Genomic DNA, 15,293 nt, shown 5'->3' with positions numbered 1-15,293 from the left:
CACAAGCAGAAGTCTCCTCGTTGCCTCGTCGCATACCTAAGCTTACGTCGAATTCAAGGCTTCCTAAGGCGGATTTGTTATATGGGCAGATGCGGCTGGCCGAATAATCGTGGCTAACCATCGCGGCAATCCGGAGCGGCTGTGTGCTGGGGCATGTGGGGCTGGATCTGCATCACAAGCTTTTGTAATGCTCCTGACGAAAGCTTCAACCCTTTCGCGTGTACGGCGTTTGACGCTCAAGCAGTTTGCTCCCTTCGACGCTAGACTGTAGTGAGCAGCCAGGTGCTCGCCGAACGCGACGTTACCTGGAAACCTTAGCGGGATGCCAATGATTTCACACCTGCAGTTGCTTCAGGCCATCTTGCGCATGGTCGCGGCAGTGCTGGTGGGCTGCATCGTCGGGCTCGATCGAAACCTGCACGGCAAACCAACCGGTGTGAAGACGCTAGGCCTCGTTGCGCTCGGCTCCTGTCTCGTCACAATGGCCGGCATGTCCTTCGAACTGCACGGTTTCAGCGACAGCAGTGACGCCGGCCGCGCGATTCAGGGCGTCATTACGGGCATCGGTTTTCTCGGCGCCGGGGTGATCCTGCAAGACCGCGCCACCGGCAGGATCAGCGGCTTGACGACGGCGGCTTCGATCTGGGTCACCGCCGCGCTCGGAGTTGTATGCGGCATCGGCGCCTGGCAGATTGCGGGTATTGCCACCGCCCTGCTCCTGCTGCTGCTCTCGGTGGGCGGCAGCATTGAACGTGCGTTGCACCGGCGCTGGTTAAGAAAGTCGCCCGAAGAGCAGGCGGCGGTCATGCGGCACGACGAATAATCACGCGGCGGCACTAATTGGCGCAGTGCCCATGGAATGAATGTGCCGCGCGTCAGATGCATCGGTCGCGGACGATGCGAGACATATGTCAGTGATGCTCGCTGTAGTCGGACCTCGCCTTAGGTGTCGCGCGTACCTTTGCGTATTGAAACGCGGGCAGCGCCTTGATCGCATCTTTCGTCGCACCGGCAAGCACCAGTTTGCCATTGACAAAATCGAGCTGCTCAATCGGAATGGCCACGTCGTGATGCGACACTCCCAGAAACTGGTTTGCGGCGACGATTGCAAACGATACCGACTTGTCCGGTGCCACGATAATGTCATGAATGACGCCGACACGCTCACCCTTCTCGTTGAAGACCGGCTTGTCCATGATCGACTTTCTCACGCTCCAGCCTGCCACGATCGCGGCCGACTCTTCCACGCTGACACCAAGCGGCTGGGCGCCGGCCACCTGGGCGTTCGCGTCTGGAGCGAGTCCGAACGACGACGCGAGCAGCAATACGAGCAGATTCGTTTTCATGAGATTCCCTTCGTTCTGGGGTTGACGGTGCGACACCGGGCCAGCAATGAAAAGGTAGACGCCAGACCGTGCGCGGCGTAAGTTCATGTTAGAAGGTCGCACGGCAAGCCGCTATAAAAAAACGGTGATGGATCGGGCTATTTTCGTACATGCGGATGCCATTCCGCACGCCTCGTGAGCGAATGCAGAATTGCGAAACGCATGGCAGAAACGCGAAAGAATCGCAGCAGCGAGGAGCCTAGACTGCAGTTCATCGCATGATGGTAGAGCCTGGAGTTCCACATGGATGAACTGCTTGGACGCGCCTGGTGGATGCTCATTCTGCGTGGCACGGTAGCGCTACTGTTCGGCACTCTGGCGCTATTTTGGCCCGGCCTCACTCTACTACTGCTGATCACCCTCTTTAGCGCCTACGCAATCGCCGGCGGCATTGTCGCGATTGTCGGGGCCATCCGCTACCGCGCGACGCACGCCGGCTGGTGGGCGCCCTTCCTGCTCGGCATCTGTAGCATCGGCGCCGGTTTGATAGCCGCGTTAGTGCCGGGCATTACCACGCTTGTGCTGGTCGCCATCATCGGCGCAAACGCGATTATCAGCGGCGTATTCGATCTGATCGCAGCAAGGCGGCTGCACAGGCGACTGCGCAATGCGTGGATGCTGGTGCTGACCGGCGTGCTGTCCTTGCTGTTCGGCATCTTCGTGCTGTTCTTTCCGGGCGCTGGCGCACTAGCGCTCGTCTGGCTGATCGGCGTGTATGCGTTGTTCACGGGCTCGCTGCTGTTCGTACTCGGCATCACTGCGCGTGCCTGGCAGCATGATGGCGTGACTGGCGAGCCACACGCGCCATTGCATCCGTAAGCGCACCGCTCAAGGGCACTCGCGGGTCACAAGGTCAAACCCGCGGCCAACCCCGTACCGGACTCGTTGCGCTCTCGCGGACGATGCCGTGCCGGCCGGCCCCTCGCATTCGGAGGGCGAATGGACCGCCCGTCATCTCCAGTGGTCCAGCGTCGGGTCTGGCACTGGCCTATCTCACGTAAGGAGAATCACATGCCTCTGGATCTCGACAAATGGAATCCGTTCCGGTTTTTACGGTCACACTCCGCGCAAAAAAGCGCATCGGACCGCGCCGATGCGCCGCGCACCAGTCCGCAAAGCGCCCGGCAAAACGGGCAACAGACGGGCGGCACGCAAACGGGTAACGCGGTTCCGATGGCAGCGGCTGCTGCGCCGGCACTCGCGCCTGCCAGCTGGCCGCTGCCTGATCCGATTCATCTGTTCGCCGAATTGATCCGCGATCCGTTCGGCGGCCGTGGACCGCTCGGAAGCTGGTTCGGCGACTTCAGCGCAAGCGAGTTTCAACCGCGGATCGACGTCACCGACGATGGCGACGCTCTGCGTATCGTCGCCGAATTGCCGGGCATGACCCGCGACGACGTCGAACTCGAAGTGATTGAAGACATGCTGATCATCAGCGGCGACAAGCGCTTCGAATCGACGAGCGAAGAACAGGGATGCTATCGGGTCGAGCGGTCGTTTGGACACTTTCAGCGCGCGGTCCCGCTGCCTGCGGGCATCGATCTCGATCGGGCAGAGGCCAGATTTGAAAACGGCGTGCTGACGCTGCGCGTGCCGAAGGCGACCGGAGAACCGGCAGCCAGGCGGCGCATCGAGATCAAATAACGCAATCCGCACTCCGCTGTCAGGCCTGTCGCGACACGTTTTGGTCATGCCGCGAGTCGCAATACGACGGAAGCACGCTGCGCGTCAGGAAGTGATTCCAGCTCTAGCCTAAATCCTGAACACCGCCACCGTCTCTTTCAACATTCGCGCCTGTTCCTCTAGCGATTGGGCCGCTGCTGCCGCCTCTTCGACCAACGCGGCGTTGTGCTGCGTGACCGAGTCCATTTCCGCGACGGCGCGAGTAACCTGTTCGATACCCGTGCTTTGCTCTGACGAAGCCACCGATATCTCGTCCATAATGTCCGCCACGCGCCGCACGCCGCTGAGGATCGCCTGCATGCGGCCGCCCGCCTCGGTGACCAGCGTGCCCCCCGCCTGTACTTTTCCGCTCGACGTCTCGATCAGTTCTTTGATCTCCTTCGCGGCAGCCGACGAGTGCTGCGCCAGCATGCGCACCTCGGCCGCCACTACCGCGAAACCGCGTCCTTGTTCTCCGGCGCGCGCAGCTTCGACCGCTGCATTGAGCGCCAGAATATTGGTCTGAAACGCGATGGCATCGATAATCGCGATGATGTCGCCGATACGGCCCGAGCTCTGATCGATTTCTTTCATCGTCGTCACCACCTCGCCCACCACGGAGTTGCCGTGATCGGCCATGTTGGCCGCATTGGCAGCGAGAGCCTGCGCCTGACGTGCATTCTCGGCGTTATGCCTCACCGTGCCGGTCAGCTCTTCCATGCTGGCAGCAGTTTCCTGTAACGACGCAGCCTGTTGTTCCGTACGGGCGGACAGATGGAGATTGCCTGAGGTGATCTGCTGGGCCGCCGTGGCGATGGCCTCGCTTGCGTGACGCACTGTTGTGACGGTGCTAACGAGGCCGTCGCGCATTTGCGAAAGACCGTGCAGCAGAATGCCCATTTCATTGTGCGAACGCGTTTCGATCCGCTGCGACAGATCGCCCGTCGCGATCCGGTGGAAGTGTTCCAGCGCCTCAGCGAGCGGACGGCCGATCGCGCGGCGCAGCGACACGAAGGTGAAGACACCGGCGAGCAGCCCAAATACGATGGAGGCAGTTGTCATTGCACGAAAGCGTTGGAAACTCGCTTCCGAGTCAACGTATTGTGCCTTTGCCTGATCGCGTTGAAACTGCTTGAGATCTGCGCTCACCGTGACATAGTCCGTATTGGCCAGCGCGATTTTCTTCAACGCGACTTTGACTGCCGCGTCGTCCATGCCCTTGACCGAATCCGCAAAAGCATCCAGCTGGTTTTGTACCTGGCTTCGCTTGGCACTGACCGCGGCGGCAAGACGGTTTTCATCCGACGTGGCAGGCAAGGCGAGATACTTCGTCCACGCATCCATACCCTGCCCTTTGAGCATGCGATAAGTGGCAATGTCTTTCTCGACCGTCGGGGCGGCCGGGTCGAAAGCGATCCGGTCGACGGTCGTGCGCTCGCGGCTGATCGCAAGTTCCGCATCGCCGATCAGACGCGTGCTCGCGAGCCGGTTCGTGTAGGTCTCGCGGTTGGCGTCGTTGCTGCGCGCCATACCCGTTATGCCATCACGGCAAGGAAGAAATGGCCGATGTTGTCCGGCTCATCGCTTTTTTTGCGTGCGGTTGCGCACGGGCGAGAACGAACCGCCGCCCAGCGTGCTCCCGAGAATCTGCGCGAACAAACCGGGACCGTAGCCTTTGTGACCGCCGAGAGTCTTGCCGTCGCCGCCCAACGGCGCGAGGCCGCCACCGAGGCGGGCACCACTGCGACTGACCTGGCCGACGAGGCGTCCATTCAAACCCGCGTTAGCGACTCGACGGCCGCCGCTCCGGCGCCGCAATCGGCCAGGTCATACACGGCATGGCAACCGGATCCATTTGCGCTCAGCGCGTCAAAGGATGCGGCGAGCGCGCGGACGCACGCGCGCCCAGCGCAGCGGCCGCCTCATCCTCCGGCTCTGCCGACAGATCCCGCCTGAAAGTCTCGGCGAGGAAAAACGCGCACACCAGGCTCAGCAACCCCGTCGCCGCGATATAGATCGAAATGGGCAGCGTCTGGCCATACGTAGCGAACAGATAGGTGGCGATCAATGGCGTCGGTCCTGACGTGATGATGCCGGCGATCTGATACGGCAGCGACGCCCCCGTATAGCGCACCCGCGTGCCGAACAGTTCCGCAAACCACGTCGATTGCACGCCGTACACCGACGCCTGGCTCAACGCGATACCGCAGACGTACGCCACGAAAATCAAGGTCGGATTGCGTGTCTCGAGCAACGGAAAGAACGCGAATCCATAGATCGCGACGAACACCGCGCCGAGCATGAACACGGTCCGGCGTCCGATCACGTCCGACAGTTTGCCGAACAGCGGCAGCGTGATCAGCGCAAACGCGCAGCCCACAATGATGGCGTTCAGCAGTAGCCCACGCGACAAGCCGAGCCGCGTCGTTCCGTAGACCAGCACGAACACGTTGATCACGTTGAAGGTAATGTCGACCGCGAAGCGCGTGCCGATCGTCAGCACGAGGTCTTTCGGATGCCGGCGCAGCAATTCGACCAGCGGCGCCTTCACGACCTGCTTGCTCGCCTTGATCTGTTCGAATACCGGCGACTCCATGACGCGCAGGCGGATGAACAGGCCGATTGCGATCAGCGCGACGCTCAGCAGGAACGGCAGGCGCCATCCCCATGAATAGAACGCGTCCGACGGCATACTCGACACGGCTTTGAACACCGCGGTCGAGAGCATCAGCCCGAGCGGCACGCCCAACTGCGGGAACGCGCCGAAAAAGCCTCGCTTCCTGGCCGGCGCCGTTTCGACCACCATCAGCACCGCGCCGCCCCATTCGCCGCCGACGCCGAGGCCTTGCATGAAGCGCATCGCCACCAGCAGGATCGGCGCCCAGACGCCGATCGACGCATAAGTCGGCAGCAGGCCGATCACGAAGGTGCTCACGCCCATGATCGTCAGCGTCGCGACGAGCGTCGCCTTACGTCCGATGCGATCGCCAAAGTGCCCGAAAAACACGGCGCCGAAAGGCCGTGCGAGATAGCCGACCGCAAAACTGCCGAACGCCGCGATGGTGCCGACCACCGGATCGAACGAGGGGAAGAACAGCTTGGCGAAGACCAACGCCGAAGCGGTGGCATAGAGAAAAAAGTCGTACCACTCGATGGCGGTCCCGACCACCGAAGCGACCAGCACACGGTTGACGGCCGACCGGCTGATAACCGGCGCGTTGCCGGATGAAACAGGCGATGTATTCATGTCTCCTCCCTTCTCTGGGAATCTATGTCTTGAACCGCTGCGTGCCGGCGGCGCGGATTCGCCGGCACGTTACGTTAAATTCGCTGCACTCACCAGTGCAGTTCCATCGGGAACTGGTCGAGCGTTTCGACGCCGCCCGAGGTCAACCGCACGATACGTTCCGTGCGCAAACCGCCGACGTTCGGCACCGTGATCGTCGCCTTCAAGGTGAAGACCATGTTTTCCTGCAGCACGGTCTTGTTGCCCGGCCCGATCCATGGCGCTTCTTCTTCCGGGTCCATACCGGTGCCATGACCGGTGCCATGGCCGCGCGCTTCGCTCGAGTATTGCTCGTAGTTCGATTTCACCAGCGCCTGCTGGATCACCGCGTTCAGTTCCATGGCCGCCATGCCGGGACGCGCGGCGGCCAGCCCCGCTTCGACCGCGCGCGCCGCTGCCGCGACGATCGCCATCTTCTCGGGATTCGCCGGACCGTAGGTGAAACCGCGTCCGCCATCGGCGACGTACCCACGATAACGCGCACCGATGTCGGTCATGATCAGGTCGCCCGGTTGCAGGATGCGGTCGGTGGGACGCGCCAGGTTATATGCCGAGCGCGGACCGGATTGCACCATCGAATCGAACGCGGTCCGGTCTGCTCCTCCCGCGAGCATCGCACGGTCAGCGATTAGAGCGAGTTCACGCTCGGTGTAGGGACGGCCGTCGGCGAGCGCGTCGCGAATCGCGACCATCGCCGAATCGGTCAAGGCGGCAGCTTTGCGCATCAGCGCCACTTCGGCGTCGCTCTTGATCGCCTTGATTTCGGCCAGCACCATCGTCGGTTCGAGCTTCAGTTCGCCGAGACCGGCGTTCAGGCGCTGCAGCAGGTCCGCGGGGATATAGGCGGCGCCGGCAAGGCCGACCGTGCCGCTGCGGAGCCGCGCCGAAAACGCCTGCACCTGTTGCGTGACTTCTCGCAGGCTGCGCACCTCGAAGGCGGTCACGCTCGTCGCGTAGTCGAAGCATTGATCCGACACGAACAGCACGGGGTCGCCGTCTACTGGCAGCAGCAGGATCGCGTTGGCAATGTCCGATACGCCGTCGAGCGGACGGAACTCGGTGAAGTAGCCGATGTTCGCGCCACGCCAGCAATCGCCGAAAGCGAGCAGGCCGACCAGGCCCGCCTTGTCGAGTGCGCTGCGGACCTTGGCGACGCGGCCGAGGAACTCGTCGGTAGTGATGCCTTCCGGCGGGATATCTGCGGTACGGATGTTCATTGCTTCTTCGTCTCCTGTGCGGCTGCATGCGCGGATGCTGGATGCAGCCGTTCTCGATGCCCATGATGGGAAACCGCCCGCCTTGGAATGCAGGGCGTCTGATGCATAGTAGAATCGATCGATATGCTTTTATAATGAAAAATAACGCAAAATCTATATCAATACGGAATACATGGAGACGACATCGTGACCTCGGCAATTCGTCCGGACGGCGGCGCGGGGACGATCGCGACGGGCCGCTTCGACCCCACGCGTCTGAAGACGCGCCAATTGGCCCTGATCGTTCAGCTCGACATCCATCGCTCGGTATTGCGCGCGGCGGACGCCGCGCACATGACGCAGCCCGGGGCGACCAAGTTGCTGCGGGAACTGGAAGAGACGATGGGTGTGCCATTGTTCGAACGGCATCCGCGCGGTGTCGAGCCCACCTGGTACGGCGAGGTGCTGATCCGCCATGCGCGCAGCGTGCTGGCGGAGTTGCGGCATGCGTACGACGAAGTGTCCGCGCTCAAAGCCGGCCTGACCGGGCAGGCGATGATCGGCACCGAGGTCACGGCGGCCACCAATCTCGTGCCGCAAGCCGTGGCGCTACTCAAGAAACGCTTTCCGCAGATTCGCATCAACATCGAGATGGAGTTCAGCGAGGTGCTGGTGCAGCGTCTGCAGGAAGGCAAGCTGGATATGATCGTGGCGCGAATCCGCAATCCGGACGATCTGGCGGAACTGCACTACGCCCCGCTCGCAGAAGCACAGCACGCGCTGTTCGCACGCGCTGGCCATCCGCTCGTCAAGCGCAAGGCTCTGAACTGGGACGAACTGGCGCCGCAAACGTGGATCTTGCCGCCGAAAGGCAACGTGATGCGCAATCAGTTCACGCAACTTTTTCTCGAACGGCAGCTCGCGTTGCCGACGGATGTGGTCGAGAGTTCGTCGCTACCTGTCATCACGAGCCTGCTGCAGATGAGCGATATGATCGCGCCGCTTGCGCGCGAGCCGGTGCGGCCGTATTGCATTGCCGGCGCGCTCGAACCGCTACCGTTCGAACTCGATCTGAAGCTCGGACCGGCGGGCATCGTCACGCGGCGCGGCGACAGGCTCTCACCGGGTGCGCGGGCGATGCTGCAAGCGCTGCGCGAGGCCGCCGGATTCGATACCCAAGGCCCCGACGCCGACAGCGACTGACTTACCGCGACGGGACTCAGCGCAGACCGTCCGCCGCGACGACTGCGGCGGACTGTAGTAACCATTCATGCGCCGGCTCGTTGTGCACGTGCCAGGTGCGACGCGGACCGGCCATCACATTCAGGTAGTAGAGGTCGTAGCCGTGCGCGGCGGCAACCGGGTGATAGCCGCGCGGCACCAGCACGACATGCTTGTCGTACGCCGCGAGCGTTTCGTCGAGACTGCGGTCGTCGGTATAGACGCGCTGAATCGCGAAGCCCTGCGGCGGCGAGACGCGGTGGTAATAGGTTTCCTCGAGATAGGTCTGCTGCTCGCCGTCGTCGGTATCGTGGCGATGCGGCGGGTAGCTCGACCAGTTGCCCGCGGGCGTCACCGATTCCACCACCAGCAAGCTCTCCGCCGGCTCGGTTTCCGGAAGGATGTGCCGCACGTGACGCAGGTTGGCGCCAGCGCCGCGGGTTTCCTGCTTGACCTCGTCAGGTGCAATGAAGCGCGGCGGCAGACCGCCCTTCGCGGGCGCGGAGCAGATTCCGAGTTCGACGTCGTCCGTCGCCAGGATCGCGTAGCGCGTATACGGCGGCACATACACGGACCACGGCGCGCCATCGAACGGTGACATCCGTGCGCCGATCTCGCGGCTCACGAGTCCTTCGCAACCGACTATTGCGTGCCCCTTGACGAGCACGACCACGACTTCGCGATCGCCCGTCTCCCGAGTCACTGTCGCGCCGGGCGTCAGGTCGAAAACATCGAAGCCGACGTATTGCCAGCCGGCGCTCGCCGGCGTGATATGGATGATCTGGCCGTCTTCGGCATGCTTTGATGGTTTGACGAGCAGGTTGCTCATGTCTTCCTCCAATTATTTAGGGCTACTAGCCGGTAGAACGCGGCGGTTGCTGCGGCCACGTGCATGGCCTCAAGCGGTAAAAGCGCCCATCGCTTTGACGACGCCTTGTGCACGAATCACCGCCAGATGGCGTGCGACTTGCGCGACGAAGCGCGGGTGCGCGCGCAGATCGCCTCCGAAAATCGACTCGATTTCGAACAGTGGTCGTACCGTATCGACGGCATCCGCGTGCAAGGTCGCGCGGACCGCTTCGGTCAGTGTGCCGGCGAGGGGATCCGCGATCGCGTAAGTGCGCCCTGTCTCGTCCTGACCGTTGAGGTACGCGATCCAGCCGGCCAGCGCAAAGGCAAGACGTTCGGTCGGCGCGCCGCTTTTCAAGTTGGCGCTCACGCTTTCCAGCCAGCGCTGCGGCAGTTTCTGCGAGCCGTCGGTCGCGATCTGTTGCAAGCGGTGATCTAGCGCGGTGTTGCGAAAACGCGCGAACAGTTCAGCGCGATAGGTGGCCAAAGCGGGTCGCGACAGCGTCGGCTCTACCTCGTCGCGCAACATGCTTTCGACAAAGTTGAGCACCGCCGGTGCGCCGATCGTCTGATCGACGGTGTCATAGCCAACCAGCGACCCGAGGTACGCGAGCGCCGAATGCGCGCCGTTCAACATCCGCAATTTGGCCTGCTCGTAGGGGCGCGCGTCATTCACGAGTGTCGCGCCTGCGCGTTCCCACGCCGGCCGCGGTCCCACGAAGTGGTCCTCGATCACCCACTGCGAAAACGGCTCGGTCATCACCGGCCACGCATCGTCGGCACCGAGTTGCTTCGCTACGCGCATACGGTCGGCGTTGGTGGTGAGCGGCACGATCCGATCCACCATCGTGTTGGGAAATGCGCCCTCTTGCTCGATCCAGTCGGCCAGCACAGCATCCGTTTCGCGCGCGAACGCCAGCGTCAACGCGCGCATCGTATCGCCGTTGGACGGCAGGTTGTCGCACGACAGCACGGTGAACGGGCCCAGACCGGCCGCGCGGCGCAGCGCCAGCGCACGCACGACGAAGCCGATCGCGCTGCGGGGCGCGGCGGCCTCGCGCAGATCATGGGCAATGTCGGGATGATCGAACTGCAATGCACCGCTGGCCGGATTGCGGCAATAGCCCTTCTCGGTGATCGTCAGGCTGACGATATGGCAGCGCGGATCGGTCATCGCGTCGAGCACGGCGACGGGAGACTGCGGCGCGACCAGCGAAGCAATCAGCGCACCGATGACCTGGAACGAATCCGCGGTGCCGTCGCGCACATCCACCGCATACAGATGATCTTGCGGAGCGAGCGCCTCCGACGTGTCTGCACGCCGCAACGACACGCCGACGATGCCCCAGCGGTGATCGCCAGCGCGCAACGTGTGCTCGGTGTACACGGCCTGGTGCGCGCGATGAAACGCCCCGAGGCCCAGGTGGACAATGCCCGGTGCAAGGCTCGCGCGATCGTAGGCGGGAACAACGACTTCGCCAGCAGCGCGCGCCGCGAGCGAAGCCAGCGCGGCATTACTCAGCCGCATGATCGGCCGGATGTTTGGCGAGACCTTCCCAGATGCCGTTCAGGTAGACCGCACCCAGCGCTCTGTCGAATAGCCCGTAGCCGGCGCGGCCCGTTTCGCCCCAGATCATTCGCCCATGGTCCGGCCTTGCATAGCCTTCAAAGCCGGTTTCGAAATAGGCTTTGACGATCTCCGCCATGTCGAGTGAGCCATCGGCCGAGCGATGCGAAGTCTCATGAAAATCGCCCGCGGCATTGGTTTGCACGTTACGCAGGTGGGCAAAATGAATCCGGCCACGTGCGCCGAACTCGCGCACCAGTGCCGGAATATCGTTCTGCAGGTCCGCGCCCAGCGACCCCGAGCACAGCGTCAGGCCATTGGCGGGATCGTCGACGATAGCCAGCACGCGCTGCAGGTCCGCGCGATTCTTCACGATGCGCGGCAGTCCGAAAATCGGCCGCGGCGGATCGTCGGGGTGGATCGCCATCTTGATGCCCGCTTCTTTGGCCACCGGGATGATCGCGCGCAGAAAGTAGTCGAGATTGGCCCAGAGACCGGCTTCGTCAAGCGCTTCGTACTCGCACAGCAGGGCTTTCAATTGCTCGGGCCGATAGCTCGCGTCCCAGCCGGGCAACTGGATACCTTGGCTGACGTCGAGCTCGCGGATCGCTTGCGTGTCGAACGCGAGCGTCGTCGATCCGTCGGGCAGGCGCATTTCCAGCGAAGTGCGGGTCCAGTCGAAAGCCGGCATGAAGTTGTAGCAGACCACCTTCACACCGCAGGCGCCGAGGTTACGCAGCGTCTGGCCGTAGTTGGAAATGAGCGTGTCGCGCGTCGGTTTGCCGAGCTTGATGTCCTCGTGCACCGGCACGCTTTCTATCACTTCCAGCGTCAGGCTGTGCGCCTCTATCTTCTCCTTCAGCGACAGGATCCTGTCGATCGGCCACACCTCGCCCACAGGCACGTCATAGATCGCCGAGACGACCCCGACCATGCCGGGGATCTGGCGGATATAAGCGAGCGGCACGGGGTCCGTGTCGCCATACCAGCGAAAGGTCATTTTCACGTTCGAGTCTCCTCCTCACACGCTCGCTGCGCCTTCAACGACGCTGCGTATCAGTGAATGGTTGGTTCGGCCTTTCCGCGTTGGTCCAGCGCGGCGAGGCGTCGGATCGACGCCGTGCGCCTGTCGGTTTCACGCAGGGGCATAGCCCGGACTCTGCATACTAGCGGCGATCGACATGCCTTTATAATGAAGATTAATGCATTATCTATACGATTATGGAATACATGGAGCTGCAAGCTTGCCGCCTGTCTGCTGTCAGAAACAGCACGCGCGACCCGTTCAGTTCCCCGTCTTCCTCTCGCTCAGCCAACGGCTGCAGTGCTACATAAGTCGATGGCGCGCTCCTCGACATAAAACACGTTGCGCGACGCGGGCGAATCGATATCGCTAACAATGCAGCATGCGTTTGATGGGCAAAGAGCATTTCCACCTTCTTCGCTCACGCCAGGATCGCTGTATTCGGGCGTCTTCGCAACACGGCCTGATTTCGTCGCGCGCAGCTTCATGGATGCGATGGGCGATCTTGCGGAACGGCGTATTCGGACAGCAGCGATCGAACAGTTCTTACGTCCAGCTGGCTTGCCCGATAGATGATCGCGTCAGCCTTCGTGACGCGCGTGCGGGGATTGCTGAATTTGCGCCGATCACTGCGTAGTACGTGTCCAGTAGGACAGCGATATTGACGTGGTTGACGAGGCCGTCGGCCAATTCACTTGGTTGACGCTCACCGCGCCAGCAGCGCGCGAGCATCATTTCCGTTTGGCGCTATCCCAAACGCAGCATGAATTCCACCAGGGCCTTCGAGTCAAGCGGGCGGCTAACCAGATAACCCTGAATGGAATCGCATCCGGCGTCCTTCAACTCTGCGACCTGATGTGGGTACTCCACGCCTTCCGCGACAGTTTTCATTCCCAGTGAACGAGCGAGACCGACAATACCTCGGATGACCGCAGACGCCTTCTCTGAATCGACCAGCGCTCGAACAAACGACTTGTCGATCTTCAGCGTGTCGATAGGCAGCCGGAGCAGATAGCCGAGGCTGGAGTATCCAGATCCGAAGTCGTCCAGCGATGTGGATATGCCGGCTTGCTTCAGCGCGGCAAGAACGGACGTTGCCTTTTCGATATCGCTCACTAGAGAGTCCTCCGTGACTTCAATATCGAGCATTGCGGGGGAGACGTCGTGTGCCCTCGCGATATGGAGAATCCTATCTGTAAGTCCCGCACCGAGAAGTTGCCGAGCCGACAGATTGAGACTGATCCGCGGTACGGATACACCCAGCCGTCGCCATGCACCGATATGCTGGCAAACTGCATTGAGCAGCCATTCGACGAGGGCGCCTTCATATGGGGACTCAAGTAACACATCCAGGAATGCGTACGGCGTGAGCAGGCCTCGTTCAGGATGACGCCAGCGAAGGAGCGCCTCGACGCCGATTGGGGAAGCGTCCGCGAGTGCTATCTGAGGCTGGAAATGAAGCTCGAACTCGTTCGCCGCAAATGCCTCACGAAGATCGATGCGCAAAGCAAGGCGGTCACGCATGCCCTGGTCGAGGGTTCCATCGTACGCGCATACCTGAAACCGGCCAGATGACTTCGCTGCGTACATGGCGGTATCGGCATGACTCAGCAACGCCTCGGCTGATTCCGGTGCATCTCTCAGTAGCGCGATGCCAATGCTGGCCGACAGGGAGACAGCCCTTCCACATGCTTCAAATGGCATTGCGAGCTCGCTGAGCACCGCGTGCGCGAACGCTTCTGCCGCGCTTTCAGTAGTATTGCGTAACAAGAGAACGAACTCGTCACCCCCGACGCGCGCGGCGAAAAAATCAGGGTCAAGAATTGCCAGAAGCCTTTTCGCAAAGCCGCGCAACAGATCATCGCCGACAGCATGACCGAACGCGTCGTTGACTTCCTTGAAATGGTCCAGGTCAACAAACAGCACCGCCAGGGAAGTACCATGCGTAAAGCCCGTTGAAGCAGCCTCAGCGACCGCGCGCGATAGCACTTCCATGCACTTGCGCCGGTTGGCCAGACCAGTCAGATAGTCGTAACTGGCTTCAAATTCCAGCTGCGCCGCGTGCTCGTGTTCGCGCGTGACGTCGCGGAAAAGCACCGTGATGCCATCGTCGTGGGCAAATGAACGAGCCTCAAACCACGCGCCGAGAGGTGCGTAATAGTCAGTGTGCCGGCCCGGCAGTCCCGTTGCCGCCGTCTGCTGATAGGCGCGATAGTAGCCAGAATCTACCAGGTCCGGGTAACACTGCCATATGTCACGTCCGAGCAGATTTTGCCGGTCCCGCTGCAAGTATCGTTCAGCGGTATGGTTCAGGTAGCTGAAGCGCCACGATCTGTCTATCGACATGAATCCGTCGCTCAGGCTATCAAGCATGTCGGCTAGGTGGGGCGGTGCAGGCTGTCGGGCGTCGGCATCTGTCGGGCGGGGAGGACGAGAGTCAGTCTGTCGTTCCATTTTTTTGTGCCTTCTGTTCGCGTCGGAGCCAAAGGCATCGCTTGTGCGCATACCGTGGGCTCATCGCATTCTAACCGCCTTTGCCGCCACCTCAAACATCTGGACACCCTTGCAACCCGCTGCCTATGGAGATGATGCCATCCCCGATGCAAGTCCATCATCCATCGCGCGTTGGCTTTGTAATCAATCGGACGACCAAACGCGACCGCCTTCCCGCTGTCGAGTAAGTCCGCGAACTTCTGAATTTGCGGCTTATGATGGGCTAGTTTAGGTCACGAGTGACCGTTCGATTCCTCAAAAAGCTAACGCTTGCTCGCGTTTAACGGAATAGGCTTTGTACAGGGCGACTCAGTCGACGAGTCGCCGTCACCCTGTCATCAAAAGGCGGCGCCCTTGGGCATACATTCCCGAACGGATCGCAAGGGACCGCTAATGGCCGGTTGCTCCCGCTGGGATATGACGCCGACGAGCTGCCGCCGACGCAGGGCGGATGTTTTCGAGCGGAGGCTTACGGCGACGGGACTGGGCATGTGCAGTCGGTCACTACCGGCCAGTCGACTGTCGGGAGGGAATGCGAACTCCCATCGACAGTTTTCTCCTTAGGCTGACGACCGGGTTGCACGGCGGAGCCATAGCCGACCTCGACAGT

13 protein-coding genes and 1 pseudogene are annotated in these 15,293 nt (G+C 61.8%); 4 read left to right on the top strand and 10 right to left on the bottom strand.

Annotated features, from left to right (window positions below; all coding sequences use genetic code 11):
- Nucleotides 1-328: 328 nt before the first annotated feature.
- On the top strand, nucleotides 329-823 hold the full coding sequence (locus ACQKRQ_RS26230) for an MgtC/SapB family protein (RefSeq protein WP_132381267.1): 495 nt from the start codon (nucleotides 329-331) through the stop codon (nucleotides 821-823).
- Nucleotides 824-911: 88 nt separating this feature from the next.
- Here the strand turns inward: ACQKRQ_RS26230 and ACQKRQ_RS26225 are convergent, their stop codons facing one another.
- Nucleotides 912-1,346, bottom strand: a complete 435-nt coding sequence (locus ACQKRQ_RS26225) for a PRC-barrel domain-containing protein (protein ID WP_427480420.1) — start codon at nucleotides 1,344-1,346, stop codon at nucleotides 912-914.
- Between the two features lie 282 nt (nucleotides 1,347-1,628).
- Between ACQKRQ_RS26225 and ACQKRQ_RS26220 the strand changes: the two genes are divergently transcribed.
- Both ACQKRQ_RS26220 and ACQKRQ_RS26215 read left to right on the top strand, forming a co-directional pair.
- Entirely contained in the window at nucleotides 1,629-2,204 is a 576-nt protein-coding gene (locus ACQKRQ_RS26220) for an HdeD family acid-resistance protein (protein ID WP_427480418.1), read from the top strand.
- A 192-nt stretch (nucleotides 2,205-2,396) separates the two neighbouring features.
- Nucleotides 2,397-3,029, top strand: a complete 633-nt coding sequence (locus ACQKRQ_RS26215; RefSeq protein ID WP_427480416.1) for an Hsp20/alpha crystallin family protein — start codon at nucleotides 2,397-2,399, stop codon at nucleotides 3,027-3,029.
- Nucleotides 3,030-3,137: 108 nt separating this feature from the next.
- Here the strand turns inward: ACQKRQ_RS26215 and ACQKRQ_RS26210 are convergent, their stop codons facing one another.
- From ACQKRQ_RS26210 to ACQKRQ_RS26195, 4 genes are all read right to left on the bottom strand, one after another.
- Nucleotides 3,138-4,577, bottom strand: coding sequence for a methyl-accepting chemotaxis protein (locus ACQKRQ_RS26210; RefSeq protein ID WP_427480414.1), 1,440 nt, complete (start codon nucleotides 4,575-4,577; stop codon nucleotides 3,138-3,140).
- A 48-nt stretch (nucleotides 4,578-4,625) separates the two neighbouring features.
- Nucleotides 4,626-4,823: a hypothetical protein gene (locus tag ACQKRQ_RS26205; RefSeq protein ID WP_427480412.1), complete on the bottom strand. Its 198-nt coding sequence runs from the start codon at nucleotides 4,821-4,823 to the stop codon at nucleotides 4,626-4,628.
- An 85-nt stretch (nucleotides 4,824-4,908) separates the two neighbouring features.
- A complete protein-coding gene (locus ACQKRQ_RS26200) occupies nucleotides 4,909-6,294 on the bottom strand; it encodes an MFS transporter (protein ID WP_427480410.1) in 1,386 nt (461 codons plus the stop codon).
- Nucleotides 6,295-6,383: 89 nt separating this feature from the next.
- The gene (locus tag ACQKRQ_RS26195) at nucleotides 6,384-7,550 is read right to left on the bottom strand and encodes a M24 family metallopeptidase (RefSeq protein ID WP_427480408.1); all 1,167 of its coding nucleotides are present in this window, start codon (nucleotides 7,548-7,550) and stop codon (nucleotides 6,384-6,386) included.
- Nucleotides 7,551-7,736: 186 nt separating this feature from the next.
- Between ACQKRQ_RS26195 and ACQKRQ_RS26190 the strand changes: the two genes are divergently transcribed.
- Complete coding sequence (locus ACQKRQ_RS26190; RefSeq protein WP_427480406.1) at nucleotides 7,737-8,732, top strand: LysR substrate-binding domain-containing protein; 996 nt, start codon at nucleotides 7,737-7,739, stop codon at nucleotides 8,730-8,732.
- A gap of 16 nt (nucleotides 8,733-8,748) precedes the next feature.
- Here ACQKRQ_RS26190 and iolB read toward each other — a convergent pair whose 3' ends face one another.
- The 5 genes and pseudogenes from iolB to ACQKRQ_RS26165 all read right to left on the bottom strand — a co-directional run bounded on the left by iolB (nucleotide 8,749) and on the right by ACQKRQ_RS26165 (nucleotide 14,563).
- A complete protein-coding gene (iolB, locus tag ACQKRQ_RS26185) occupies nucleotides 8,749-9,579 on the bottom strand; it encodes a 5-deoxy-glucuronate isomerase (protein ID WP_427480404.1) in 831 nt (276 codons plus the stop codon).
- A 69-nt stretch (nucleotides 9,580-9,648) separates the two neighbouring features.
- Nucleotides 9,649-11,127: a mannitol dehydrogenase family protein gene (locus ACQKRQ_RS26180; RefSeq protein ID WP_427480402.1), complete on the bottom strand. Its 1,479-nt coding sequence runs from the start codon at nucleotides 11,125-11,127 to the stop codon at nucleotides 9,649-9,651.
- The gene (uxuA, locus tag ACQKRQ_RS26175; protein ID WP_427480893.1) at nucleotides 11,114-12,166 is read right to left on the bottom strand and encodes a mannonate dehydratase; all 1,053 of its coding nucleotides are present in this window, start codon (nucleotides 12,164-12,166) and stop codon (nucleotides 11,114-11,116) included. The genes ACQKRQ_RS26180 and uxuA overlap by 14 nt, the downstream gene beginning before the upstream one ends.
- 415 nt (nucleotides 12,167-12,581) lie before the next feature.
- A pseudogene (locus ACQKRQ_RS26170) lies at nucleotides 12,582-12,854 on the bottom strand (IS5/IS1182 family transposase); the annotation flags it as partial.
- Nucleotides 12,855-12,937: 83 nt separating this feature from the next.
- On the bottom strand, nucleotides 12,938-14,563 hold the full coding sequence (locus ACQKRQ_RS26165; protein WP_427480400.1) for a putative bifunctional diguanylate cyclase/phosphodiesterase: 1,626 nt from the start codon (nucleotides 14,561-14,563) through the stop codon (nucleotides 12,938-12,940).
- Nucleotides 14,564-15,293 lie beyond the last annotated feature (730 nt).

This window comes from Paraburkholderia sp. NPDC080076 (assembly GCF_050281145.1).
In the GTDB taxonomy this organism is placed as follows: Bacteria; Pseudomonadota; Gammaproteobacteria; order Burkholderiales; family Burkholderiaceae; genus Paraburkholderia.
Note: the sequence above shows the minus strand (reverse complement) of the source record. Positions and strands in the feature narration are given on the sequence as shown.

Bases quoted from the DNA above. Each gene is read 5' to 3' on its own strand.
- ACQKRQ_RS26230 (WP_132381267.1), top strand. From the start codon at position 329: ATGATTTCACACCTGCAGTTGCTTCAGGCCATCTTGCGCATGGTCGCG.
- ACQKRQ_RS26225 (WP_427480420.1), bottom strand. From the start codon at position 1,346: ATGAAAACGAATCTGCTCGTATTGCTGCTCGCGTCGTCGTTCGGACTC.
- ACQKRQ_RS26220 (WP_427480418.1), top strand. From the start codon at position 1,629: ATGGATGAACTGCTTGGACGCGCCTGGTGGATGCTCATTCTGCGTGGC.
- ACQKRQ_RS26215 (WP_427480416.1), top strand. From the start codon at position 2,397: ATGCCTCTGGATCTCGACAAATGGAATCCGTTCCGGTTTTTACGGTCA.
- ACQKRQ_RS26210 (WP_427480414.1), bottom strand. From the start codon at position 4,577: ATGGCGCGCAGCAACGACGCCAACCGCGAGACCTACACGAACCGGCTC.
- ACQKRQ_RS26200 (WP_427480410.1), bottom strand. From the start codon at position 6,294: ATGAATACATCGCCTGTTTCATCCGGCAACGCGCCGGTTATCAGCCGG.
- ACQKRQ_RS26195 (WP_427480408.1), bottom strand. From the start codon at position 7,550: ATGAACATCCGTACCGCAGATATCCCGCCGGAAGGCATCACTACCGAC.
- iolB (WP_427480404.1), bottom strand. From the start codon at position 9,579: ATGAGCAACCTGCTCGTCAAACCATCAAAGCATGCCGAAGACGGCCAG.
- ACQKRQ_RS26180 (WP_427480402.1), bottom strand. From the start codon at position 11,127: ATGCGGCTGAGTAATGCCGCGCTGGCTTCGCTCGCGGCGCGCGCTGCT.
- uxuA (WP_427480893.1), bottom strand. From the start codon at position 12,166: ATGACCTTTCGCTGGTATGGCGACACGGACCCCGTGCCGCTCGCTTAT.
- ACQKRQ_RS26165 (WP_427480400.1), bottom strand. From the start codon at position 14,563: ATGCTTGATAGCCTGAGCGACGGATTCATGTCGATAGACAGATCGTGG.